19 protein-coding genes are annotated in these 22,915 nt (G+C 70.1%); 12 read left to right on the top strand and 7 right to left on the bottom strand.

The window, feature by feature from the left end; genetic code table 11:
• Positions 1-1,146 (top strand): bifunctional 2-methylcitrate synthase/citrate synthase, encoded by a 1,146-nt coding sequence (locus ABD733_RS16200; RefSeq protein ID WP_344798122.1) that lies wholly within the window; start codon positions 1-3, stop codon positions 1,144-1,146.
• Between the two features lie 5 nt (positions 1,147-1,151).
• Here ABD733_RS16200 and ABD733_RS16195 read toward each other — a convergent pair whose 3' ends face one another.
• Positions 1,152-1,628 carry a hypothetical protein gene (locus tag ABD733_RS16195; protein WP_344798120.1) on the bottom strand — a complete coding sequence of 159 codons (477 nt, stop codon included), beginning with the start codon at positions 1,626-1,628 and terminating at the stop codon, positions 1,152-1,154.
• A 115-nt stretch (positions 1,629-1,743) separates the two neighbouring features.
• Between ABD733_RS16195 and hrpA the strand changes: the two genes are divergently transcribed.
• The 5 genes from hrpA (at position 1,744) to arfA (ending at position 9,379) form a co-directional block, all read left to right on the top strand.
• Positions 1,744-5,535 carry an ATP-dependent RNA helicase HrpA gene (hrpA, locus tag ABD733_RS16190; RefSeq protein ID WP_344798118.1) on the top strand — a complete coding sequence of 1,264 codons (3,792 nt, stop codon included), beginning with the start codon at positions 1,744-1,746 and terminating at the stop codon, positions 5,533-5,535.
• A gap of 30 nt (positions 5,536-5,565) precedes the next feature.
• On the top strand, positions 5,566-6,384 hold the full coding sequence (locus ABD733_RS16185) for a 4'-phosphopantetheinyl transferase family protein (protein ID WP_344798117.1): 819 nt from the start codon (positions 5,566-5,568) through the stop codon (positions 6,382-6,384).
• Between the two features lie 75 nt (positions 6,385-6,459).
• The gene (locus tag ABD733_RS16180) at positions 6,460-7,467 is read left to right on the top strand and encodes a LacI family DNA-binding transcriptional regulator (protein ID WP_344798115.1); all 1,008 of its coding nucleotides are present in this window, start codon (positions 6,460-6,462) and stop codon (positions 7,465-7,467) included.
• A 73-nt stretch (positions 7,468-7,540) separates the two neighbouring features.
• Positions 7,541-7,783: a PLDc N-terminal domain-containing protein gene (locus ABD733_RS16175; protein WP_344798113.1), complete on the top strand. Its 243-nt coding sequence runs from the start codon at positions 7,541-7,543 to the stop codon at positions 7,781-7,783.
• Positions 7,784-7,843: 60 nt separating this feature from the next.
• Positions 7,844-9,379, top strand: coding sequence for an arabinosylfuranosidase ArfA (gene arfA / locus ABD733_RS16170; protein WP_344798111.1), 1,536 nt, complete (start codon positions 7,844-7,846; stop codon positions 9,377-9,379).
• Here arfA and ABD733_RS16165 read toward each other — a convergent pair.
• The gene (locus ABD733_RS16165; RefSeq protein ID WP_344798109.1) at positions 9,376-9,891 is read right to left on the bottom strand and encodes a GNAT family N-acetyltransferase; all 516 of its coding nucleotides are present in this window, start codon (positions 9,889-9,891) and stop codon (positions 9,376-9,378) included. The genes arfA and ABD733_RS16165 overlap by 4 nt on opposite strands.
• Positions 9,892-10,022: 131 nt before the next feature.
• Between ABD733_RS16165 and ABD733_RS16160 the strand changes: the two genes are divergently transcribed.
• The 5 genes from ABD733_RS16160 to ABD733_RS16140 are packed head-to-tail and all read left to right on the top strand — an operon-like array spanning position 10,023 to position 13,876.
• Positions 10,023-11,075, top strand: coding sequence for an amidohydrolase family protein (locus ABD733_RS16160; RefSeq protein WP_344798107.1), 1,053 nt, complete (start codon positions 10,023-10,025; stop codon positions 11,073-11,075).
• On the top strand, positions 11,072-12,352 hold the full coding sequence (locus ABD733_RS16155) for a kynureninase (protein ID WP_344798105.1): 1,281 nt from the start codon (positions 11,072-11,074) through the stop codon (positions 12,350-12,352). The genes ABD733_RS16160 and ABD733_RS16155 overlap by 4 nt, the downstream gene beginning before the upstream one ends.
• 16 nt (positions 12,353-12,368) lie before the next feature.
• Positions 12,369-13,196, top strand: coding sequence for a class I SAM-dependent methyltransferase (locus ABD733_RS16150; RefSeq protein WP_344798103.1), 828 nt, complete (start codon positions 12,369-12,371; stop codon positions 13,194-13,196).
• Positions 13,193-13,348, top strand: a complete 156-nt coding sequence (locus ABD733_RS16145) for a hypothetical protein (protein WP_344798101.1) — start codon at positions 13,193-13,195, stop codon at positions 13,346-13,348. The genes ABD733_RS16150 and ABD733_RS16145 overlap by 4 nt, the downstream gene beginning before the upstream one ends.
• Before the next feature lie 60 nt (positions 13,349-13,408).
• A complete protein-coding gene (locus ABD733_RS16140) occupies positions 13,409-13,876 on the top strand; it encodes a GNAT family N-acetyltransferase (protein ID WP_344798100.1) in 468 nt (155 codons plus the stop codon).
• Positions 13,877-14,560: 684 nt separating this feature from the next.
• Here ABD733_RS16140 and ABD733_RS16135 read toward each other — a convergent pair.
• The 3 genes from ABD733_RS16135 to ABD733_RS16125 are packed head-to-tail and all read right to left on the bottom strand — an operon-like array spanning position 14,561 to position 17,799.
• Positions 14,561-15,466, bottom strand: coding sequence for a carbohydrate ABC transporter permease (locus tag ABD733_RS16135; protein ID WP_344798098.1), 906 nt, complete (start codon positions 15,464-15,466; stop codon positions 14,561-14,563).
• Between the two features lies 1 nt (position 15,467).
• Complete coding sequence (locus ABD733_RS16130; protein ID WP_344798096.1) at positions 15,468-16,424, bottom strand: carbohydrate ABC transporter permease; 957 nt, start codon at positions 16,422-16,424, stop codon at positions 15,468-15,470.
• Between the two features lie 34 nt (positions 16,425-16,458).
• Positions 16,459-17,799 carry an extracellular solute-binding protein gene (locus ABD733_RS16125; RefSeq protein ID WP_344798094.1) on the bottom strand — a complete coding sequence of 447 codons (1,341 nt, stop codon included), beginning with the start codon at positions 17,797-17,799 and terminating at the stop codon, positions 16,459-16,461.
• A gap of 184 nt (positions 17,800-17,983) precedes the next feature.
• Here ABD733_RS16125 and ABD733_RS16120 point away from each other — a divergent pair, with 184 nt between their 5' ends.
• Entirely contained in the window at positions 17,984-19,483 is a 1,500-nt protein-coding gene (locus ABD733_RS16120; RefSeq protein WP_344798092.1) for an MFS transporter, read from the top strand.
• Here ABD733_RS16120 and ABD733_RS16115 read toward each other — a convergent pair.
• Both ABD733_RS16115 and nrdF read right to left on the bottom strand, forming a co-directional pair.
• Positions 19,456-21,636, bottom strand: coding sequence for a phosphocholine-specific phospholipase C (locus ABD733_RS16115; protein WP_344798090.1), 2,181 nt, complete (start codon positions 21,634-21,636; stop codon positions 19,456-19,458). The genes ABD733_RS16120 and ABD733_RS16115 overlap by 28 nt on opposite strands.
• Positions 21,637-21,858: 222 nt before the next feature.
• The gene (nrdF, locus tag ABD733_RS16110) at positions 21,859-22,860 is read right to left on the bottom strand and encodes a class 1b ribonucleoside-diphosphate reductase subunit beta (protein WP_344798088.1); all 1,002 of its coding nucleotides are present in this window, start codon (positions 22,858-22,860) and stop codon (positions 21,859-21,861) included.
• Between the last annotated feature and the right edge of the window lie 55 nt (positions 22,861-22,915).

Here is a 22,915-nt window from a genome sequence, read left to right as displayed (position 1 = left end):
ATGACCGACACCCTGAACGCCCAGGCACCCGAGATCCGCAAAGGACTGAACGGGGTCGTCGTCGACGAGACCCGCGTCTCGAAGGTCGACGCCGCCTCGAACTCCCTGCTCTACCGCGGCTACCCCGTGCAGCAGCTGGCCGGCGTCGTGCCCTTCGAGGACGTCGTGTGGCTGCTCTGGCACGGTGAGCTGCCGACGGACGACGAGCACGCCGCGTTCACGCGCACCGAGCGCAGCGCGCGCCAGCTCGACCCCACGCTCCGGGCGCTCATCGACTCGCTGCCCGTGACGGCGCACCCCATGGACGTCCTGCGCACGGCCATCGCCGCCATCGGAGCGCAGGATCCCGAGCCCCAGCGTCCCAGCGCCGACCAGACCTACGAGCACGCCCTCCGCGTCCTGGCGCAGACTCCCGGCCTCATCGCCTACGACCAGCGCCGCCGGCGAGGGCTCGGCCCGGTCGATCCTCGCGACGACCTCGGCTACTCGGCCAACTTCCTGTACGTCGTGTTCGGCGAGGAGCCCGACCCGGCCGACGTCAGGGCCTTCGACGTGTCGATGACCCTCTACGCCGAGCACTCGTTCAACGCGTCGACCTTCACCGCGCGGGTCGTCGCCTCGACGCTCTCCGACCTCCACAGCGCTCTCGTCGGCGCGGTCGGCGCTCTCAAGGGCCCCCTGCACGGCGGCGCGAACGAGGCGGCGCTGGCGCTCCTCGACGAGGTGCACGACGCCGAGCGCGTCGACGCGTGGCTCGACGAGGCCCTGGCCGAGAAGCGCACGCTGATGGGCTTCGGGCACCGCGTCTACAAGAACGGCGACAGCCGCGTGCCGACGATGGAGGCGGCCCTGGAGCGGCTCCTCGACGCTCGCCCCGGGGGTGAGAACGAGCGGCTCCGCGACGTGTACGACTCCCTGCAGGCGGCGGTGCTCGAGCGGAAGAACCTCAAGCCGAACGTCGACTACCCGTCGGGCCTCGCCTACCACCTGCTCGGCTTCGACACCGAGGTGTTCACGCCCCTCTTCGTGGCCTCGCGGATCGCCGGCTGGACCGCCCACGTCGTCGAGCAGCGCCAGGCCAACGCCCTGATCCGCCCGCTCAGCGAGTACGTCGGCGAGCCCTACCGCGACCTGCCCGCCCGCTAGCCCCCTCACGCGACCTCGGACGCGTCGCCGGGCCACGGCTGTCCCAGCGTGTGCTCCGCGCAGCGCGCCCGGAAGCGCGCGCCGGCGGGCGAGCTCCGGAAGAGGGCGCCGAGGACCCGGCGCCCGGGATCGTCGCTCCGCGTGTTCCAGGCCGCGTCGATCGCCTCGACGCAGTCGAGGGCGTGCTCCTCCTCGCCGACCGCGCGCAAGAGGTCCAGCTGGTCGAGCGCGGCGTCGATGACGGCTCCGAGGTGACCGGGACCCCGCGGCTCGACGCGGCCGAGGCTCGTGCGGCTGACGTAGCCGATCCCGGCGAGCCCGTCGAGGACGGAGACCGATCGGCGCTCCGAGACGCCCAGGCGCTCGGCCACGCGTCGGGCGATCTCAGCCTCGGAGGTGACTCCGTCGTGGACGAGGTCGAGGGTGAAGACGCAGAGCGGGTCGGTGAGGACGATGAGGGCCTGGATCGCGTTCGGTTGCATGCCCGAGACGCTCCCGCACGAGGCGACCGCCCGCATCCTGCGCCATCACGCCTGGGGAGAACAGAGCCGCCGGACGGACCTGGGGAGAAGCGCCACGACCTAGACTGGAACGCTCATGAATCCCACCATCACGTTCCCGCCCGAGCTCCCGGTCAGCCAGCGGCGCGACGACATCGCCGAGGCGATCCGTGACAACCAGGTGGTGATCGTGGCCGGCGCGACCGGCTCCGGCAAGACGACGCAGCTGCCGAAGATCTGTCTCGAGCTCGGCCGCGAGATGATCGGTCACACCCAGCCCCGCCGGATCGCGGCCCGCACCGTCGCCGAGCGGATCGCCGACGAGCTCCACGAGGAGGTCGGCGGGCTCGTCGGCTACCAGGTGCGCTTCACCGACCAGGTCGGCGCCGACACGCGCATCAAGCTGATGACCGACGGCATCCTGCTGAACGAGATCCACTTCGACCGCGACCTCACGAAGTACGACACGATCATCATCGACGAGGCGCACGAGCGCAGCCTCACCATCGACTTCCTGATCGGCTACTTCAAGCAGCTCCTCCCCCGCCGCCCCGACCTCAAGCTCATCATCACGAGCGCGACGATCGACCCCGAGTCGTTCTCGAAGCACTTCGGCGGCGCCCCGATCATCGAGGTCTCCGGCCGCACCTACCCGGTCGAGATCCGGTACCGGCCGCTGGTCGCCGAAGACGACGCCGCGGGCGACGACGACGACCTCGACGACGAGGCACCCGGCGACCGGACGCGCGCCGCGCGGGCCGACGACAAGGACTACCTCCAGGGCATCAACGACGCGCTCGACGAACTGGCCCGCGAGGGCAACGGCGACGTGCTCGTCTTCCTCTCGGGCGAGAACGAGATCCGCGACGCCGAGGAGTCGATCCGCAGCCGCAACCTCCCCTTCACCGAGGTCCTCCCCCTCTACGGCCGCCTCAGCGCGGCCGACCAGCACCGCGTCTTCGAGACGAGCCGCACAGCAGGCACCAGGCGCAGGATCGTCCTCGCCACGAACGTCGCCGAGACCAGCCTCACGGTCCCGGGCATCCGGTACGTCGTCGATGCGGGCACCGCCCGCATCAGCCGCTACTCGACGCGCGCGAAGGTGCAGCGCCTCCCGATCGAGGCGATCTCGCAGGCCAGCGCCAATCAGCGCTCCGGCAGGTCGGGGCGCACCAGCGACGGCATCGCGATCCGCCTCTACTCCGAGCAGGACTACGACCGGCGCCCGGAGTTCACCGAGCCCGAGATCCTGCGCACGAACCTCGCCGCGGTGATCCTGCAGATGATCTCGCTGGGCCTCGGCGACATCGCGGGGTTCCCCTTCCTGCAGCCGCCGGACTCCCGCGGCATCAAAGACGGTCTCGACCTCCTGCGCGAGCTCACGGCCGTCGACGCCGAGGGCAGGATCACGCGCGTGGGCCGGCAGATCACGCGGCTCCCGATCGATCCTCGTCTCGCCCGCATGGTGCTCGAGTCGAAAATGCACGGCACCACGCGCGAGGTCATGGCGATCGTCGCGGCGCTCAGCATCCAAGACCCACGCGAACGCCCTCTCGAGAAGCGCCCGCAGGCCGACCAGCAGCACGCCCGCTTCACCGACCCGTCGGGCGACTTCCTCACCCTCCTCAACCTCTGGAACTACCTCGAGGAGAAGCAGCGCGAACTCGGCTCGAGCGCGTTCCGGCGCCTCTGCAAGGCCGAGTTCCTGAACTACCTCCGCATCCGAGAGTGGCAGGACGTCTACCGGCAGCTCGTCCGAGCGTCGAAGCCGCTCGGCCTCCACATCGGCGACCCGTCGGCCAACCCCGACGGAGTCCACAAGTCGCTGCTCGCCGGGCTCCTCAGCCAGATCGGCCTGAAAGACCTCCAGAAGAAGGACTACGTCGGCGCCCGCCAGTCGAGGTTCGTGATCTTCCCGGGCTCGGCGCTGGCGAAGAAGCAGCCGAACGCGATCATGAGCGCCGAGCTCGTCGAGACCAGCCGCCTGTTCGCCCGCGTGAACGGTGCCATCGATCCTGCCTGGGCCGCCCCGATCGCGGGCGACCTCGTCAAGCGCAGCCACTCCGAGCCGCACTGGGAGAAGAAGCAGGGCGCGGTCGTCGCCTTCGAGCGGGTGACGCTCTACGGGGTGCCGATCATCCCGAGGCAGCGGGTGCAGTTCAACAGGATCGACCCGGTCTACGCGCGCGAGCTGTTCATCCGCCACGCCCTCGTCGAGGGCGACTGGGAGTCGCACCAGAGGTTCCAGCAGCAGAACGCCGACCTGATCGACGAGCTGACCGAGCTCGAGGAGCGCACCCGCCGCCGCGACATCCTGGTCGACGGCGATGCCGTCTTCGAGTTCTACCACCGCAGGATCCCCGCCGAGGTCACCACGACCCGGAGCTTCGAGGGCTGGTGGCGGAAGGCCCGCGCCGAGACCCCCGATCTCCTCACGATGAAGGCCGAGGACCTCCTCGGCGACGACGAGCCCGAGGTCGACGACGATGCCTATCCGACGACCTGGCGGCAGGGCGACCAGCAGCTGGCGCTCCGCTACCGGTTCGAGCCGGGCTCGCACGACGACGGCGTGACCGTCCTCGTGCCGCTGCCGCTGCTCGCTCGCCTGAAGCCCTCGGGCTTCGACTGGCAGGTGCCGGCCTTCCGCGTCGAGCTCGTCACCGCGCTCATCAAGTCGCTGCCGAAGCAGCTCCGGAAGAATGTCGTGCCCGCCGCCGACTGGGCTGCGAAGATCACGGCCGAGCTGCCCGAGGCGCCGCTCGATCCCTCCGTCCCCTTCACCGCCACCGTCGCCGAGGTCATCAAGCGCCTCAGCTATACGCCGGTGACGTCGGCCGACTTCGACCTCTCGAGGCTGCCCGCGCACCTCCGGATGACCTTCGCCGTCGTCGACGAGAAGAACCGCGTCGTCGGGATCGACAAAGACCTGAGCGAGCTGCAGCGCTCTCTCGCCGCCGACACGCGCCGGAGCGTCGCCCGGGCGACGGAGGCTCCGGCGGCCGATGCGGGGCCGATGATCCAGCGCTCCGGCCTCGCCCGCTGGGACTTCGGCGACCTGCCGAAGACCGTCGACACGCGGCACGGAGACACGACGATCCGGGCGTACCCGGCCCTGGTTGACGACGGCTCCTCCGTGTCGATCCAGCTGATGGCGACCGCCGCCGACCAGGCGCTGCAGACCCCTCGGGGTGTGCGGAGGCTCCTGATGCTGCAGACGCCGTCGCCGATCGCCTACGTGCAGCAGCATCTGACCAGCGCCGAGAAGCTGATCCTGGCCACGAGCCCCTACCAGAACACCGCGGCGCTCTTCGCCGACTGCCTGACCGCGGTCGTCGACGACGTCCTCTTCCGGGTGAAGCCCGACGGCATGGTCTTCACCGACAAGGAGTTCGGCACCGTCCGCGACCGCGTCTCAGCGGCCGTCATGGACTCGATGTTCCAGACGGTGTCGCTCGTCGCGCGGACGCTGACGGCCGCCCGCGACGTCGACCGGGCCCTCAAGCAGGCGACCAACATGGCCCTGCTGCCGGCGCTCACCGACGCCCGCGAGCAACGCGACCGCCTGCTCCAGCCCGGCTTCGTCTCCGCCACCGGGCTGGCGCGCCTGCAGCGGGTGCCGGTCTACCTCGTCGGCATCCAGCGCAGGATCACGAAGCTCCTCGAGAATCCGGCCCGTGACCGCGCCTGGATGGTCGAGGTGCAGCAGGCGACGAGGCTCTACGCGGACGCGGGCGGCACGTTCCCACCGGCGCCCGGTGCCGACCCCGCCCTCGTCCGCGCGCGCTGGCTCCTCGAGGAGTTCCGCCTGTCGCTGTTCGCGCAGGATCTCCGCCCCTCCGAGTCGGTCTCCGTGCAGCGGATCCAGAAGGTGCTCGCCGCCGTCGCCTGAGGTGGCCGCGTGGCGAGAGGGGATGGTGGCGTGAGAGGTCCGACGCGCAGCGGTTCCGTCGTCGCGGTTCTCTGGACGAGTGCCCCTGACGACGAGCGGTTCGTGGAGACGGTCCTGCCCGGGCTCTCTCCCGAGGAGGCGGGGCGTGCCCGGCGCACCTCGGTCTCAGCGGCGCGGTCGGAGTTCGCAACAGGCGCCTGGCTGCTCCGTGCCACTGCGGCGCGACTGCTCGGCGTCGAGGAGTCCGAGGTCGTCGTCGACCGCCGCTGCGCCTCCTGCGAAGAGCCCCACGGCCGTCCCAGGATCGCAGGACTGCCCGGCTTCGACGCCTCCCTCACGCACTCGGCGGGCCGGGTCGGCCTGGCCCTGGCGGCCTTCGCCTCGGTGGGACTCGACGTCGAGAGCGTGGCCGGCCCGCCCGACGCCGCGCTGGTCGAAACGGCGTGCACGCCGGACGAGGCGGCGGCACTCGACTCCTCCCCTGCGGACGTCCGAGGGAGCTTGTTCACGCACCTCTGGTGCCGCAAGGAGTCTCTCCTGAAGGCCGCCTCGGTGGGCCTCCGCGTGTCGCCGTCCGAGGTCGACGCTTCCGGCGTGAGGCCCGTTCTCAGACGCCGGCGATCGACCGCTCCGCTGTCACCGGCCGAAGCGACCCGTCTCGCCCGCGTCGCGAAGTCGGGCCGCTGGATCGCCCTCGCGCGGACCCCCGAGGCCTTCGAGAGCGCCCTCTTCGCGACCGGCTCGGCATGTCTGAGCGCCGAACTCGATGAGGGTGATGTCGAGACGCTGACGAGGAGCGACGACTACGCGGCGCTCGTCGAGGGGCTCGGCCGGACACTGCGAAGCTGAACGACTCTCGCTTTTCTCCGGGCAGACCGCCGATCGCCGCGTGAGCGTCCGCCGGACCACTACCCTGGGGTCACGATGCGCGCAACAGTGCGAGACGTGGCCGCCCGTGCCGGGGTGAGCCCGAAGACCGTCTCCAACGTCATCAACGGCGTCGTCTTCGTGCGCCCGGAGACCCGCGAACGGGTCGAGGCCGCCGTCGAGGAGCTCCAGTACGTCCCGAACCTCTCCGCGAGAGGGCTCCGCAACGGCCGCACCGGCGCGATCGCGCTCGCCTTCCCCGACATCTCGATGGAGTACAGCGCCGAGATGCTCGACCAGTTCATCGAGGTCGCGCACGAGAAGGGCTGGAGCGTCCAGCTGGAGCAGACCGGCAAGCGCCCGGAGCGCGAGGGCGAGCTCCTGTCGCGAGGCCGCGAGCACCTCGTCGACGGCCTGATCCTCAACCCCGTCAACCTCGAGTCGAGCGCCATCGTCGGCGCCGACACCCTGCCACCGGTCGTCGTCATCGGCGAGGTCGAGCAGGATCTCGTCGACCACGTCGCTCTCGACAGCGTCGCCGCCGCGCGCGAGATGACCGAGCACCTCCTCGGCCTCGGACACGAGCGGATCGCCGTGATCGGCGCACCCGGTCCGACCTTCGACACGGCGACCGCCCGCGCCCGCACCACGGGGTATCACCAGGCCCTCGACGCGGCCGGCATCGCGCGCGACCCCCGGCTGGAGCTCGTCGCCGACGAGTGGGTGCAGGACGACGGGGGGCGCGCGATCCTGCGGGCCCTCGATGCCGGCGTCGAGATCGATGCGGTCTTCGCCTACACCGACTCGATGGCCGTCGGAGTGCTGAGCGCCCTGTCCAGCCGCGGCATCCGGGTGCCCGACGACCTCTCGGTGGCGGGCTTCGACGACGTGGCCTCGGGCCGGTTCTCGTCGCCGCCGCTGACCACGGTCTCGTTCGACAAGCGCGCGTTCGCCGAGGTGACCCTGTCGCTCCTCGCCGAGCGGATCGCCGACCGATCCCTGCCGCCGCGCGCGGTCGTCATCGAGCACCTGGTCGTCCCCAGGGCCAGCACCCGCCAGAGCTGACGGCACCGCAGTGCCACGGGCCGTGTGCCCGAGACCGACTGCTGCGCGCCGCGCGGACCGTAGCGTCGAGGTCATGGAAAACCTCCCTCACCTCGTCCCCTCGATCGCCCTCCTCGTCGTCCTGGTCGGCCTCGCCGCCCTCTGGGTCGCAGCCGTCGTCAGCATCCTGCGGTCGGCGCTCCTCACACCGGTCGTCAAGGCCCTCTGGATCCTGGCCGTCATCGCGTTCTCGTTCGTCGGCCCACTCGTGTGGCTCGCCGTCTCGGCCTACCAGCGCAGGCGCGACACCCCTGCGCTCACCCCGTCCGCCTCTTGATCACCAGCCCCATTACAACGATATAATGGGGCGTCGTCACACACCGATCACTGGAGATCCATGTCCCGCGCAACCATCGTCCTCGACCGCGACTTCACCATCGGGGAGGTGCCGCGCAGACTCTTCGGATCGTTCGTCGAGCACATGGGCCGGTGTGTCTACACCGGCATCTACGAGCCCGGGCACCCGGAGGCCGACGAGCGCGGCTTCCGCCAGGACGTCCTGAAGCTCGTCAAGGAGCTCGGCGCCACCGTCATCCGCTACCCCGGCGGCAACTTCGTCTCGGGCTACAACTGGGAGGACGGCGTCGGCCCGGTCGAGGACCGCCCTCGCCGTCTCGACGGCGCCTGGCACACCGTCGAGACCAACGCCTTCGGCCTGCACGAGTTCGCGGAGTGGTCGAAGGAGGCCGGCACCGAGATCATGGAGGCCATCAACCTCGGCACCCGAGGCGTCGACGCGGCCCGCGAGCTCGTCGAGTACGCGAACCACCCCGGCGGCACCGCCCTCTCCGACCGGCGCATCGCCAACGGCGCGAAGGAGCCGTTCGACATCAAGCTCTGGTGCCTCGGCAACGAGCTCGACGGGCCCTGGCAGATCGGCCACAAGACCGCCGACGAGTACGGCCGCCTCGCGCAGGAGGCCGGCAAGGCCATGCGCTTCGTCGACCCGACCATCGAGCTCGTCGCCGTCGGCTCGTCGAACTCCGGCATGCCGACGTTCGGCTCGTGGGAGCACACGGTGCTCTCGCACGCCTACGACGAGGTCGACTACATGTCGATGCACGCCTACTACCAGGAGCACGACGGCGACGCGGCCTCGTTCCTCGCGAGCGCCGTCGACATGGACTACTTCATCGAGTCGGTCGTCGCCACCTGCGACGCCGTCCGCGCGAAGCGCAAGGCGAAGAAGCACATCAACCTCTCGTTCGACGAGTGGAACGTCTGGTACCAGCGCGGACTCGACACCGACGACCAGCCGCACAAGGTCTCGGCAGGATGGCGTGAGCACCCGCGCCTCATCGAGGACGCCTACAACGTCACCGACGCGGTCGTCGTCGGCACGCTCCTCAACTCGCTCCTCCGCCACGGCGACCGGGTCTCGATCGCCAACCAGGCACAGCTCGTCAACGTGATCGCGCCGATCCGCTCGGAGGAGAACGGCCCCGCCTGGAAGCAGACCATCTTCTGGCCCTTCGCCCGGATGGCGGCGCTGGCGAAGGGGCAGATCCTGCGTGCCTCCGTCACCTCCGACCGGGTCGAGACGGCGCAGTTCGGCGATGCCGACCTCGTCGACGTCTCGGCGACCTACGACGAGGCCACCGGCCGCGTCGCCCTGTTCCTCGCCAACCGCGGGCTCGAGGAGGCGGCCTCGGTCGACGTCGCGCTGCGGGGCTTCGCGGGTGCCCAGGTCGTCCGCGCCGAGCTGCTCGAGGTGCCGGAGGGCGGGTCGCGCCACACCGCCAACACCCTCGAGGCGCAGGATGCGGTCGGCCTCGTCCCGCTCGAGGGCGTCACGGTCGACGGCTCGTCGGCGACGCTCAGCCTGCCGGCGCTGTCGTGGGCGGTCGTCGAGCTCGAGGTGACGAGGGGCTAGTCGGTCCGCCCGAGTCGGCGGCTGTGCCCGAGCCTGCGGTACATGACGTGCAGGCCGACGAGACCGAGCGTCGGGTGGTCGAACGCCTCGGGCACGGTGCCGACGATGTCGAACCCGAGCGACGTCCAGAGCCGGACCGCCGCCGCGTTCGTCTCGACCACGGCGTTGAACTGGATGCTGCGGAACCCGGCTTCGGCCGCCGCGGCGACGACGTGCTCGCCGAGCGCCCGTCCGACGCCCTGCCCCGCGGCCTCGGGCGCGACCATGAAGCTCGCCGTCGCCACGTGCGAGCCGCGCGCCGGGCGATTGGGCCCGTAGTGCGCCGACCCCAGGATCGCGCCGTCGTCGCCCACTGCGACGACGACGGCGTGCCCGGGAACGAACCACTCCGAGACGGCCTCGGCCTCGCTCTGCCCGGTGGGCAGCGAGTACGTCTCGCCCGCCTCCGCGATCCTGCGGTAGAACGGCCAGATGGCCGGCCAGTCGGCCTCGGTCGCGGGTCGGATCAGCATGCCCCGAGGGTAGCCGCACCGCGTCTCGTGATACGCAGCGCGTCTCGTCGTGCCGGGACGCCGTGCGTATGACGAGACGCGGTACGGGCGACGGCGGTGAAGCCGCAGCGACCGGCTGGCAGGATGGGGGAATGCTTTTCACCTGCGACGACGCCTGGTTCGGCGGCTGGCGCGGCAGGAGCATCCTGCGCATCGAAGCGGGCCGGCTCTCGTATGCCGGCCCTGCCGAAGGCACCTCGGTGGAAGCGGACGTCGACGGCCACGTCGGCGCGACCGTCCTCGCCCCGCTCACCGACTCGCACGTGCACCTCGGCCTGATCGACGTCGGGGCCCTCGTCGGCGGCGGGATCGCCCGCGTCGTCGACCTCGGCTGGGACCCCGCCCTCGCGACGACCTGGCCCGCCCGTGGCGCGGCTGCCGACAGCGACTGGCCGGAGGTCTCCACCTCGGGCGGCCTCCTCTGCGCGCCGGGCGGCTACCCGAGCCGATCCGCGTGGGCTCCCCCGGCCGCAGCCCTCGAGGCCGCCGACGCCGCGCAGGCCCGCGAGGTGCTCCAGAGCCTGCAGGATCGCGGCGCCACCGTCGCGAAGATCACCCTCAACACCGACGCCGGTCCGGTCTGGGACGACGACCTGCTCGCCGCCGTGGTCCGCGAGGCGCACGACCTCGGACTGCCCGTCGTCGCGCACGCGCAGGGCGTCGGCCAGACCCGTCGCGCCGCCCGCGCCGGAGTCGACGCGCTCGCCCACACCCCCTTCTCGGAGCGGCTCGACGACGACCTCCTCGACGACCTGGCCGGCCGCATGACCTGGATCTCGACCCTCGCCATCCACGATCGCGACGGCGCCGGCACCGGAGGCAGCTCCGCGAGCGCGGCCGCCTCCGCGTACCCGACCGCCGTCGACAACCTCGCGCGCTTCCACGCGCGCGGCGGCCACGTGCTCTACGGGACCGACCTCGGCAACGGCGACCTGCCCGTCGGGCTGAACGGACGCGAGCTCGCCGCCCTCGCGGAGGCCGGTCTCGGGACCGACGCGATCCTGCACGCCCTCACGCCCGGCAGCGGCGAGCCGACCTTCGACACGCGGCTCGTCTCGCTGATCGCCGAGCGCCCCACCACCGTCGCCGAGCTGGCCGCGGCCCGCGTGACGACCCTTCCCGAGCTCGCGAGGAGCGCCGAATGACCACCAGCCCGAATGCCGATCCTGCGTTCCTCGATCCTGCAGGCCACGACCCTGCGCCCCTCGATCCTGCGCTCCTCGACGCCGCCGACCCGCTCGCCCCGTTCGTCGACCGCTTCGTGCCGGCCGAGGGCGTCGTCGCCTACCTCGACGGCAACTCGCTCGGGAGGCCGCTCAAGGCCACCGCCGACCGCTTCGCCGACTTCGTCGCGCACGAGTGGGGCACCCGGCTGATCCGCTCGTGGGACGAGCGCTGGATGGACCTCCCCACCGAGATCGGCGACCGCATCGGCTCGCTGAGCCTGGGTGCCGCTCCCGGTCAGACCGTCGTCGGCGACTCGACGACCGTGCTGCTGTACAAGGCGATCCGGGCGGCGCTCGAGCTCGGACTCCGCGAGGGCCGCCGCGAGATCCTGCTCGACGACGACCAATTCCCGACCGATCGATTCGTCATCGACGGCATCGCCCGCGAGCGCGGCGCGACCGTCCGCTGGATCGCCGTCGACAAGACCCTCGGCGTGACGCCGGAGCTGCTCGCTGAGGCGCTCTCCCCCGACACCGCGGTCGTCGTGATCAACCACGTCTCGTACCGGTCGGGCTTCATCGCAGACCTCCCCGAGCTGACCCGCCTGACCCACGAGGCGGGAGCCCGGGTCGTCTTCGACCTGTGCCACTCGGCCGGAGTCGTGCCGATGTCGCTCGACGACGCCGGGGCCGACATCGCGGTCGGCTGCACCTACAAGTTCTTGAACGGCGGGCCGGGCGCACCGGCGTTCCTCTACGCGCGGCGCGACCTGCACGACGCGCTCGAGCAGCCGATCCAGGGGTGGATGGGCGCCGCCGACGTCTTCGCGATGGCGCCGGCGTACGTCCCGGCCCCGAGCATCCGGCGCTTCCTGAGCGGCACTCCCCCGATCGTCGGCATGCTCGCCCTCATCGACATGCTCGACCTGATCGAGGAGGCAGGCCTCGACCGCATCCGCGCGAAGTCGCTCGAGCTGACCGACTACGCCTTCGCCCTGGCCGACGAGCGTCTCGCGCCCCTCGGGGTGACGACGGCGACCCCCCGCGAGCGCAGGATCCGCGGGAGCCACCTCACCCTCGCCCACCCCGCGTTCCGGGAGATCCTGCCCCGCCTCTGGTCGGCCGGGGTGGTGCCGGACTTCCGAAACCCCGACGCCCTCCGCCTCGGTCTCTCGCCTCTCAGCACGACCTTCGCCGAGGTGGAGCTCGGCGTCGAGGCCATCGCGGAGGCTCTCCGTGACAGGGTGGACGCATGACCGAGGAGACCGCACGATGACCGACAGCGACGCCTTCGAACCAGACCAGCGCCTCGAACAGCAGGCCACCTCCTTCGGCTCGGCCGCCGACCTCTACGAGCGCGGTCGCCCGAGCTACCCCCGCGAGGCGGTCGCCTGGCTCCTGCCGGAGGGGGCGCAGGATGTCCTCGACCTCGGTGCCGGGACCGGCAAGCTCACGAGACTCCTCGTCGAGGACGTCCCCCGGGTCACGGCGGTCGAGCCGTCCGCCGGGATGCGCGAGCAGCTCATCCGGGCGGTGCCGGGGGCGCAGGTCCTGCCGGGCTCCGCGGAGCGCCTGCCGATCGACGGCGAGAGCATCGACGCGGTGCTCGTCGCGCAGGCCTGGCACTGGGTCGATCCCGAGCGCGCGGTGCCGGAGGTGGCTCGGGTGCTGCGGCCGGGCGGCGTCCTGGGACTCCTCTGGAACATCCGCGAGCGCGGGGCCGGCTGGGTCGACGAGCTCGAGAGGATCATGACCGCAGCGAGCACCGGCAGCGAGAGCGACCTCGAGTCGGAGTCGCCACGGGTCGGACCGCCCTTCGAGCCGATCGAACGCCGCGACTTCCGCTGGACCGTCGACATGACGCCCGACACCGTCGAGGCCATGGTCGCGTCGCGGAGCTACGTCATCACCCTGTCACCGGCCGACCGCGAGTCGCTCCTCGGCGAGGTGCGCGAGCTGCTCCGCACGCACCCCGAGACGGCCGGCCGCCCCACCGTGCCGATGCCGTACGTGACGCGCTGCTCGCGGGCGGTGCTGCCGGCGCAGCCGGGGCGGCCGAAGCTGCCGGAGCAGCCGTCGCGGCCGTCGCTGCCGGCGTGAGGCGGGCCCTCGCGGCAGCGGCCATCGTGCTGCTCGTCGCGGCGTTCGTGACCGTCGGTGTCGTCGCCGCGCTCGTCGCCGGGCACCAGCTCGATCGTGGACGGCCGACGCCGAGCCCTGCTCCGGTGCCGTCGTCGTCGCCTGTGCCGTGACCGCGCGACACGGGGTGGCGAGCGCTTGCGCAGGATCGCGGGCGCCGCGAGGCTGAGAGCATGACCGTCACGCTCCAGACCATGGCCGGCGAGCGTCTCGCCGAGTGGCTCGACCGCAGCCGCGCCCACTACATCGAGTCCCGGCGCGCGGCGGGCGAGACCCTGGAGCAGGCCGAAGCCAACGCGGCGAAGACGGACGGCCTCTACTTCCGTGACGGCCGGCCGGTCGAGGGCCAGCATGTCTACACCGTGCACGCCCCCGACGGACGCGACGTCGGCGAGCTCTGGATCGGCGTGATCGACGCCGCGTCTCGAGGCTGGTGGGTGTTCGACGTCGAGATCGTCGAGGCGGAGCGCGGTCATGGTTTCGGGCGCGCCGCCATGCAGCTCGCCGAGGCGGAGGCCGCACGCCTCGGCGCCGCCACGCTCGGGCTGAACGTCTTCGGCTTCAACACGGTCGCGCGAGGACTCTACGAGTCGCTCGGCTACGAGACCACGGCGGTGCAGATGCGGAAGCCGGTGGGCTGAGTTCGTCTCTGCTGCTGCCGCTGCTGCTGCTGCTGCCTGGGCGCAAATGGACGGAGATCCTGCGATCCGCGCGCGTTTCATGCCGATCGGAGGGGCATCACTCGAGAATCTCCGTCCCTATGCACGGAGCTGGCACCCAGCAGAGCCTCCGGGGCGCATAACGACGGAGATCCTGCGCCCCGCACGCAACTCAAGCGGATCGGAGGGGCATCGCTCGAGAATCTCCGTCCATATGCACGGAGCCAGCACCCCGCAGACCTTCCCGGGCGCATAACGACGGAGATCCTGCGATCCGGACGCAACTCATGCGGATCGGAGGGGCATCGCGCGAGAATCTCCGTCCATATGCACGGAGCCAACCTCCCGGGCGCATAACGACGGAGATCCTGCGCCCCCGGACGCAATGCATGCCGATCGGAGGGGCGTGATCCGAGAATCTCCGTCCATATGCACGGAGCCAACACCCCGCAGAGCTTCCCGGGCGCATAACGCAGGAGATTTTCGAATTCGCGCGGGGTTCGTGCGGATCGGAGGGGCATCACGCGAGAATCTCCGTCCATATGTACGGAGTAACGAGCACGAGCCCACAACCACGAGCCCACAACCACAGCACGAGCCAGCACCCCACAAACCACAACGCGCACCCGAGCCGAAGCCCGGGCGCGCGCCGCGTGATCCTGCGCCCTACCCCTTCAGCCCGGAGCCGGTGACGCCCTCGACGATCTGACGCTGGAACGCCAGGTACAGGACGATCAGCGGCAGAGCGGCCAGTAGCGCGCCGGCCTGGATGTCGGCATAGCGGAGACCGAACGAGCCCTGCACCGAGGCGAGCCCGACCGGCACCGTCATCAGGTTGGGGTTGGACAGTACGAACAGCGGCAGCAGCAGGTTGTTCCAGACGCCCACGAAGGTCAGGATCGTGACGGCCGCGATGACGGGACGCGACAGGGGCAGGATCACCGACCAGAAGATCTTCCAGAGCCCGGCACCATCGATTCGGGCCGCCTCCTCGAGCTCCCTCGGGATGCCGTCGAAGAACTGCTTGAAGATGAACACGGCGATGACCGCGGGCACCTGCGGGAAGATGACCGACCAGTAGGTGTTCAGCAGGTTGACGGCGCCGAGCTCCTGGAAGATCGGCACGATGAGCACCTGGGTCGGGATCATGATGCCGAGCAGGATGAGCAGCAGCACCGTGTTCTGCCCGCGGAACTTCAGCCGCGACAGGGCGTAGGCGGCCATCGAGCCGAACAGCACGGTCAGGACGGCCGTGACGACCGAGGTGATGGCGCTGGCGGCGTACCAGTTCCAGATGTCGCCGGCTTGGAAGTACGACGCGAACGAGTGGAGCGTCGGGTTCCAGTTCTTCAGGATGTTCGTGGCGCCAGTGGCCGCGACGCCGTTGTCGGTGAGCGACGTCTTGAGGGCGAAGAGGCTCGGGATCAGCCAGACGATCGCGAACACCGTGAGGACGACGGCCGAGACGATGCTGAACGTGCGCCCGGAGACGCCCGCCTTGCCGGACGTCGCGACGGGAGCAGCCGCCGAGATGGGTGACTTCGTGCGCGGACGCGCTTCGGTGAGAGCCATGTCAAGCCGCCTTCCGGGCCAGCGAACGGTCGATGATCTGTCGGACGACGGCGATCACGATGATGACGATGAAGAGGAGCACGCTGGCGGCCGATCCTGCACCGACGCGGTTGTCGGTGAAGGCGGTGCCGGTGATGAGGGTCAGGGCCACCTGGGTCGAGATGCCCGGGCCTCCCGAGGTCATCAGGTACACCTGGTCGAAGATCTTCAGGCTGGCGATGATCTGGAGCAGGATCACGAGGGTCGTGGTCCGCCCGAGGAGCGGCAGGGTGATGAAGCGGATCTGCTCCCAGGTCGTGGCGCCGTCGACAGCGGCGGCCTCGTACAGCTCACGCGGGATCTCCTGGAGTCCTGCCAGGTAGAGCACGAAGTTGAAGCCGAGGGTCCACCAGACGGTGGCGATGGCGATGCCGATCATCGCCGTCGCCGGGCTGGCCAGGACGCCGGCGCCCGGCGTGATGCCGACCGCCTGCTGCGCCGAGGCCCAGAGGCCCGATCCCGGCGTGAAGATGAACACCCAGATGAGCGAGATCGTCGCCGACGGGAGGATGTACGGCAGGAAGAACGCGAGGCGGAAGAACCACTGGCCGCGGCGCACGCGGTTCGTCAGGATCGCGAACACGAACGCCAGGACGACGAGGGGCGGCGTCGTGTAGAGGGTGAACTGGAGCGTGTGCCACATGGCGCTCCAGAAGTCGGCGCGGCCCAGCATCTCGCCGTAGTTCTTGAATCCGGCGAAGGAGCCGAGGCCGGTCTTGACCGTGGAGGTGTTGAAGAAGCTCGTGATGAGCATCCACACCGTGGGGCCGAGCAGGAAGGCCACGTAGAAGAGGCCGAAGGGGGCGAGGAAGAGCCAGGCGCCTCGGCTGTCGCCGCCCGACAGGGGCGAGCGGCGCTTCGTGGCGAGCGTGTGTGGACTCGTGCGTGTGGCGCGGGTCATGGCGGGTGCGGCGGTCACGTCGTTGTACCTCCAGGGGTGAGAGCGGTCGGGGTCAGAGGGGGCTGGGAGTGTTGAGGTAGACCTTGAGCTGGTCCTTGATGGCGGACAGCGCGCCCTGGGGCGTGATCGCCAGCTGCTGCACGAGACCGAGCTGGGCGCCGACCGTGTTCTCGAAGGTCGATCCCGATCCGCCGTACCACGCCGGGTCGTCGTAGACGGCGTACTCCGCCGACTTGACGTAGTCGGACTGCGGCTCGAGGGCCTTGTACTTCGCGCTGTCGAGCGTCTTGAGGTAGGCGGGCACGTGGCCGCCCTCGGCCCAGGTGTAGCTCTGGTCGAGCATCGACTTGATGAAGCCCATCGCCTGCTTGCGCTGCTCGGGCGTGCGGTTCTTCCGGGGCAGGACGAACGTGTGCGAGTCCGCCTGCGCGGCCGGCACGTCGAACAGCGTCGGCACCGGGACCATGCCGAACTTCAGTCCCTTGACCGCCTGCGCCGTCGTGATCTCCCACTCGCCCTGCAGGAAGAAGCCCGCCTTTCCGGCGAACATGGTCGACATGGCGCCGGCGTAGTCGAGGCCCTTGTTGAGCCAGCCCTTCTTGACCCAGCTCTGGATGCGAGTGCAGACCTCGATGAAGTCGTCCTCGTTGACCGTCAGCTTCGAGCCGTTGTTGGAGATGAACGGGGTCGAGCCCTTGATCTGGTGGTAGAGCGTGGTGAAGACGCGCCACGGGGTCGCGGTCTCCGAGACGTTGCCGTAGGCGATCGCGGTGCCTCCGGTGACCTTCGAGACGGCGGCGAGGGCCTTCTCGAAGTTCTCGAGGCCGTCGAGATCGACGAGCTTGCCGTCGGAGCCGAGCAGCCCGGCCTTCTTGCAGACGTCGGCGTTGAAGAACATGACGAGCGGGTGCGTGTCGAGGGGGATCGCGATGTTCTTGCCGCCGGTCTTCTGCGCCTCCCACGACTTCTGGTTGAAGTCGGTCGACGACAGGCCGACCGATGCGAGGTCGGCCTCGGTGATCGGCTCGAGGATGTCGCCCTCGAAGAGCGGCTTGGCGCGTGTCAGGTGCGAGATGGCGACGTCGGGCGGCTGGTTGCCGACGGTCGCGAGCGTCACCTTCGAGTAGTAGGGGTTGCCCCAGGCGAAGACTGTCGCCTGGAGCGAGCCCGCACCGCCGTGCGTCTTGCGGTAGCCCGCCTCCATCGTCTGCATGCGGCTGCCGTCGCCGCCGCCGAAGAGGTTCCAGAAGATGAGCTGCTCGGGGTTGAGCTTGCTGCCGACGAGGCCTGCCCCGATCGGGCTGCTCGCACAGCCCGCGAGGGCGGCGGTGGCGACTCCGGCGAGTCCCGCTCCGAGGAGACTTCGTCGGGTGAATGAGCTGTGTGCTGACATGTGATCACTCCATCGTGACGGTGCTGGCCGGCCGGGGATTCGGCAGGTTAGCGCTCACTTGCTGTGGCTGGGCTCCTGCATGGACAGGGGTGCCCGGGTCAGGTCATCGTATGCCCATTGCAACGTTGGAATCAAGCACCGCCGAAGACTGAGTGCGGCCCGAGCGGGGGCGTTGAATGGACGGGTGACGACACTCCCCTCGCGCTACCAGCACAAGTACGGGATCCTCGCGATCTGCTGCATGAGCCTCTTCATCGCGTCGATGGACGCGACGGTCGTGAACGTGGCCCTGCCCTCGATCGGCCGGGAGTTCCACTCGACCATCTCCGGGCTCCAGTGGACCATCGACGGCTACACGCTCGTCATCGCGAGCTTCCTGATGCTGTCCGGCTCGACGGCCGACCGCTTCGGGCGTCGCAGGATCTTCCAGATCGGCCTGGTCGTGTTCGTCACCGGTTCGCTGCTCTGCTCGCTCGCGCCGAGCATCCCGATCCTGGTGGCCTGCCGCATGCTCCAGGCCATCGGCGGGTCGATGCTCAACCCGGTCGCGCTGTCGATCATCTCGGCGACCTTCACGGACGGCGCCCAGCGCGCCAAGGCGGTCGGCGTGTGGGGTGCCGTCGTGGGCATCTCGACAGGCTTCGGCCCGCTCATCGGCGGCGCGCTCACGGACTCGGTCGGCTGGCGCTCGATCTTCTGGATCAACATCCCGATCGGTCTCGCCGCGATCGTCCTGACCTTCGCCTTCGTCCCCGAGTCGAAGTCCGACACGGTCCGTCGCTTCGACCCGGTCGGGCAGCTCCTCGTGATCGTGCTGCTCGGCACGGTGGTCTCGGGGCTGATCGAGGGGCCGCGGTTCGGCTGGGGCTCCCCGGCGACCATCGGGCTGTTCGCGGTCGGGGCCCTGGCTCTCGTCCTCCTGCGCCACTACGAGTCGAAGCGCGACGACCCCCTGCTCGACTTCCGGTTCTTCACGAGCATCCCCTTCTCGTCGGCCATCGCGACCGCCGTCTTCGCCTTCGCGGCGCAGGGCGCCTTCATCTTCGTGACGGCGCTCTACCTGCAGGAGGTGCGCGGCTTCTCCCCCTTCGTCGCAGGACTCCACCTGCTGCCCCTCGGGCTCGCCCAGCTCGTCGCCGCCCCGATCTCGGGACGGCTCGTGTCGTCGTCCGGGACGCGCAGGCCGCTGGCACTCGGCGCGACGGGACTCGGAGCGGGCGCGATCCTGCTGCTCTTCGTCGGCGGGACGACGCCCACCTGGTTCCTCGTCGTCACCTACCTGCTGCTCGGCGCGGGGCTCGGACTCATCAACCCGCCGCTCACGAACACCGCGGTGTCGGGCATGCCCCGCAACCGCTCGGGCGCGGCGGCGGGCGTGGCCTCGACCTCGCGTCAGACGGGCGTGTCGCTCGGAGTGGCGCTGGCCGGCACCCTGACCGGCGCGAGCGCGTCCGCGAGCGCGGGGGCCGGCTTCGTGCCGGCCACCCACGCCCTCTGGTTCGTCCTCATCGGCTTCGCGGCCGTGATCCTGGTGCTGGCGTTCCTCGCGAACTCGGCCGCGGCGAAGCGCTCGACGGACAGGATCACCGAGCTGCTGTCCGACGATCCTGCGCCAGCCGGACCCGGCGCCGACGCCGACGCGGGCGGAGACCGCTCTCAGCTCACGCGGCCGGCGAACCGGTAGCGGAACCCGTCGCCCGTGTCGGCCGTCACGATCACGTCGTAGTAGCCCCACTCGTCGACCGGCCACGCCACCGTCGACGAGTGCCCGCCGCGGACCTCGACGCGGGAGGTCTTCGTCACGAAGTCGTTCGACGTCAGTGTGAAGGTCACGTCCGGCCGGCCGCCGCTGGTGAGCTGCAGCCGGAGTTCGGGCCGCGGGCGGACGACGAGCGTGGCCGAGGCCCCGGGCAGCGCGACATCGGTGTGGAACCCGGGCACGACGGTGCCGGCGAACCGACGCAGGAAGCGGTCGGGGCCGTAGACACTGAAGTCGTACCGCCCGCCGGTGGCCAGCGCGTCCCAGGTGTAGGTCGACGTCGAGTGCGGCGCGACCGTGTGCGGCGCCGACTCGAACGGCAGCCAGGCGTTCGGGAACACCTGGTGGGAGACGCCCTGCGTGCCCTCGTTGTGGAGGCTCAGGAGCACGCGTCCGCGACCCCGGTCGATGGAGACGTTGCCGAACTGGCGGTACGGGAGGGGGCGGCGGCGCATCGTGCCCGCATCCTGCGTCGGCATCCTCTGCGCACCGACCGCGGGCTCGGTGATCGGCGGCTTCGCAGCGTCGGCGTCGGCTGCGGCCACCAGCTTCTGCGTCTCGCTGAGCGGGGGGACCTCGCTCGCCGTGGGCAGCGAGAAGTCGGGGTTCCGGAAGTCGAAGCAGGAGGTGAGGTCGCCCGAGATGCTGCGGCGCCAGGCCGAGATGTTGGGCTCGTGCACGCCGGTCCAGGTCTCGAGGAACCGGATGATCGACGTGTGGTCGAACACCTGCGAGTCGACCCAGCCACCACGGCTCCACGGCGAGACGACTGTCAGCGGCACGCGGGTCCCGTAGCCGACGGGCAGGCCGTCGACGTACTCGTCCTTCGTGCCGGGCTCGGCGAACGGCGGCAGCATGTGGTCGAAGTAGCCGTCGTTCTCGTCGTAGTTGATCAGGAGGACCGTGCTCGCCCAGGTCTCGGCGTTGCTCATCAGCGCCTGGAGGACGGCGTTCGTGTAGTGCGCGCCGTAGTCGGGGCTGGCCGCAGGATGCTCCGACCACCCGTACGGAGCGACCACGTACGACACCTGCGGCAGCGTGTTCGCGGCTGCGTCCTTCCCGAACTCGCTGAGCAGGTGGTGCACGTCGAGGCCCTTGCCGGAGTCGGGCTTCCAGCCGGTGTTGAGGCCGCCGTTCTCGGCGAGGGCCCGCACCTTCGGGTCGGTCGACGCGAGCGCGTCGTGGTACTGCTGGAACAGCCACAGCGGGTTGTCGCCGTAGTCGCCGACGTAGGGGTGCGACCCGTCGTCGCCGACCTCGTCGTTGCTGTAGGTCTTCCAGGTGACGCCGGCCTTCTGGAGGCGCTCCGGATAGGTGGTCCAGCTGTAGACCGGTTCGTAGTCCGCCGGGTTGTCGGTCGCCGGGCCGCCCTTCGCGCCGGCGGCGTCGATCATCCCGGTCCACTGGAAGAGGCGGTTCGGGGTCGTCGGGCCGATGAGCGACGAGTGGTAGTGGTCGGCGATCGTGAACGACGACGCGAGCGTGTGGTGGAACGGGACGTCCTCGCGGGTGAAGTAGCCCATGGTCTGCTCCGACTTGGCCGCCACCCAGTTGTCCCAGGCGCCCTTGTTCCACGCGGTGTGCCCGCCGCCCCAGGAGTGGTCGAGCCCGCCCGCGTTCTGCGCGTTGTGGTTGGCGGAGTCGAGGGGGAACGGCAGGAGGTGCCCGCCGTCTGTGCGGGTCGGGTCGGGCTGGGCGAAGATCGTGCCGCCGCCGGGGAGCTCGAGCGCCTGCTTGTCGCCGAAGCCGCGCACCCCGGGGAGGGTGCCGTAGTAGTGGTCGAACGACCGGTTCTCCTGCATCAGGATCACGACGTGCTTGACGTCCTTGATCGACCTCGTCGTCTTCGCGGCGGGGGCGGGACGGGTCGCGGCCTGCGCGGAGGCGCCCGGGCCGAAGACGCTGCCCGCGGATCCTGCGGCGACACCGGCCATGATCGCGGCGGCACCGCCGAGCAGGATCGTGCGGCGGCTCACCCCCGGGCGGACGTCGCTCTCGTACGCGTGCTGCGGGTCGAGCGGCGGAGCGGCGTTCAGGCGCACCTCGGGTGCTGCGTCCTCGGGCTTGGATCGGCTCATGTCGGGGTTCCTTCCTGCTGGTCGGCGGTGACCGCCTGGCGAGGCGCCGGATCGACGCCGCGCGCCACTCTTCGACCCGTCGGTGAACCGCCCGGCATTCGTGCGTGACGTGCACCGAAATGGCGCCTGAACCTCTGGTCGAGGTCACCTGCTGTTCGCACGCACGAAAGAAGGGCGCCGACCCGGAGGTCGACGCCCTTCTGTGCTGGGTGGAGCGGGTGCTTAGAAGTCCCAGTCCTCGTCTTCGGTGTTCTCGGCCTTGCCGATGACGTAGCTGGAGCCCGAGCCGGAGAAGAAGTCGTGGTTCTCGTCGGCGTTCGGCGAGAGCGCCGACAGGATCGCCGGGTTCACGTCGGTGATGTTCTTCGGGAACATGGGCTCGTAGCCGAGGTTCATCATCGCCTTGTTGGCGTTGTAGTGCAGGAACTTCTTGACGTCCTCGGTGAGCCCGACCTCGTCGTACAGGTCTTGCGTGTACTTGATCTCGTTGTCGTACAGCTCGAAGAGGAGGTTGAACGCGTAGTCCTTGATCTCGGCGCGGCGCTCCTCGGAGACCCCTTCGAGACCCTTCTGGAACTTGTAGCCGATGTAGTACCCGTGCACGGCCTCGTCACGGATGATGAGGCGCACCAGGTCGGCCGTGTTGGTGAGCTTCGCCCTGGACGACCAGTACATCGGCAGGTAGAAGCCGCTGTAGAAGAGGAACGACTCGAGCAGCGTCGAGGCGACCTTCCGCTTCAGGGGGTCGTCGCCGGCGTAGTACTCGAGCACGATCTGCGCTTTGCGCTGCAGGTTCTCGTTCTCTTCGGACCAGCGGAACGCCTCGTCGATCTCGGGGGTCGCCGCGAGCGTCGAGAAGATCGACGAGTAGCTCTTGGCGTGCACCGACTCCATGAACGCGATGTTCGTGTAGACGGCCTCCTCGTGCGGGGTGATCGCGTCGGGGATCAGGCTGATCGCGCCGACCGTGCCCTGGATGGTGTCGAGCAGGGTCAGGCCCGTGAACACGCGCATCGTGAGCTTCTGCTCGGCCGGGGTGAGCGTGTTCCACGACTGGACGTCGTTCGACAGCGGCACCTTCTCGGGCAGCCAGAAGTTGTTGACGAGGCGGTTCCAGACCTCGACGTCCTTGTCGTCCTGGATGCGGTTCCAGTTGATCGCCGAGACCGTTCGGGCGAGCGGGATGCTCGTGCCGAGGGCGTGGACCGGGTCGGTGAGTGTCATTTTCGATCCTGAATTCTTGTCGGTGTGGCGAGGCTCGGAGCGTGCATCGTGAGCC

It is taken from the genome of Frondihabitans peucedani (assembly GCF_039537585.1).
GTDB lineage: Bacteria > Actinomycetota > Actinomycetes > Actinomycetales > Microbacteriaceae > Frondihabitans > Frondihabitans peucedani.
This window is presented reverse-complemented; position numbering and strand designations above follow the sequence as displayed.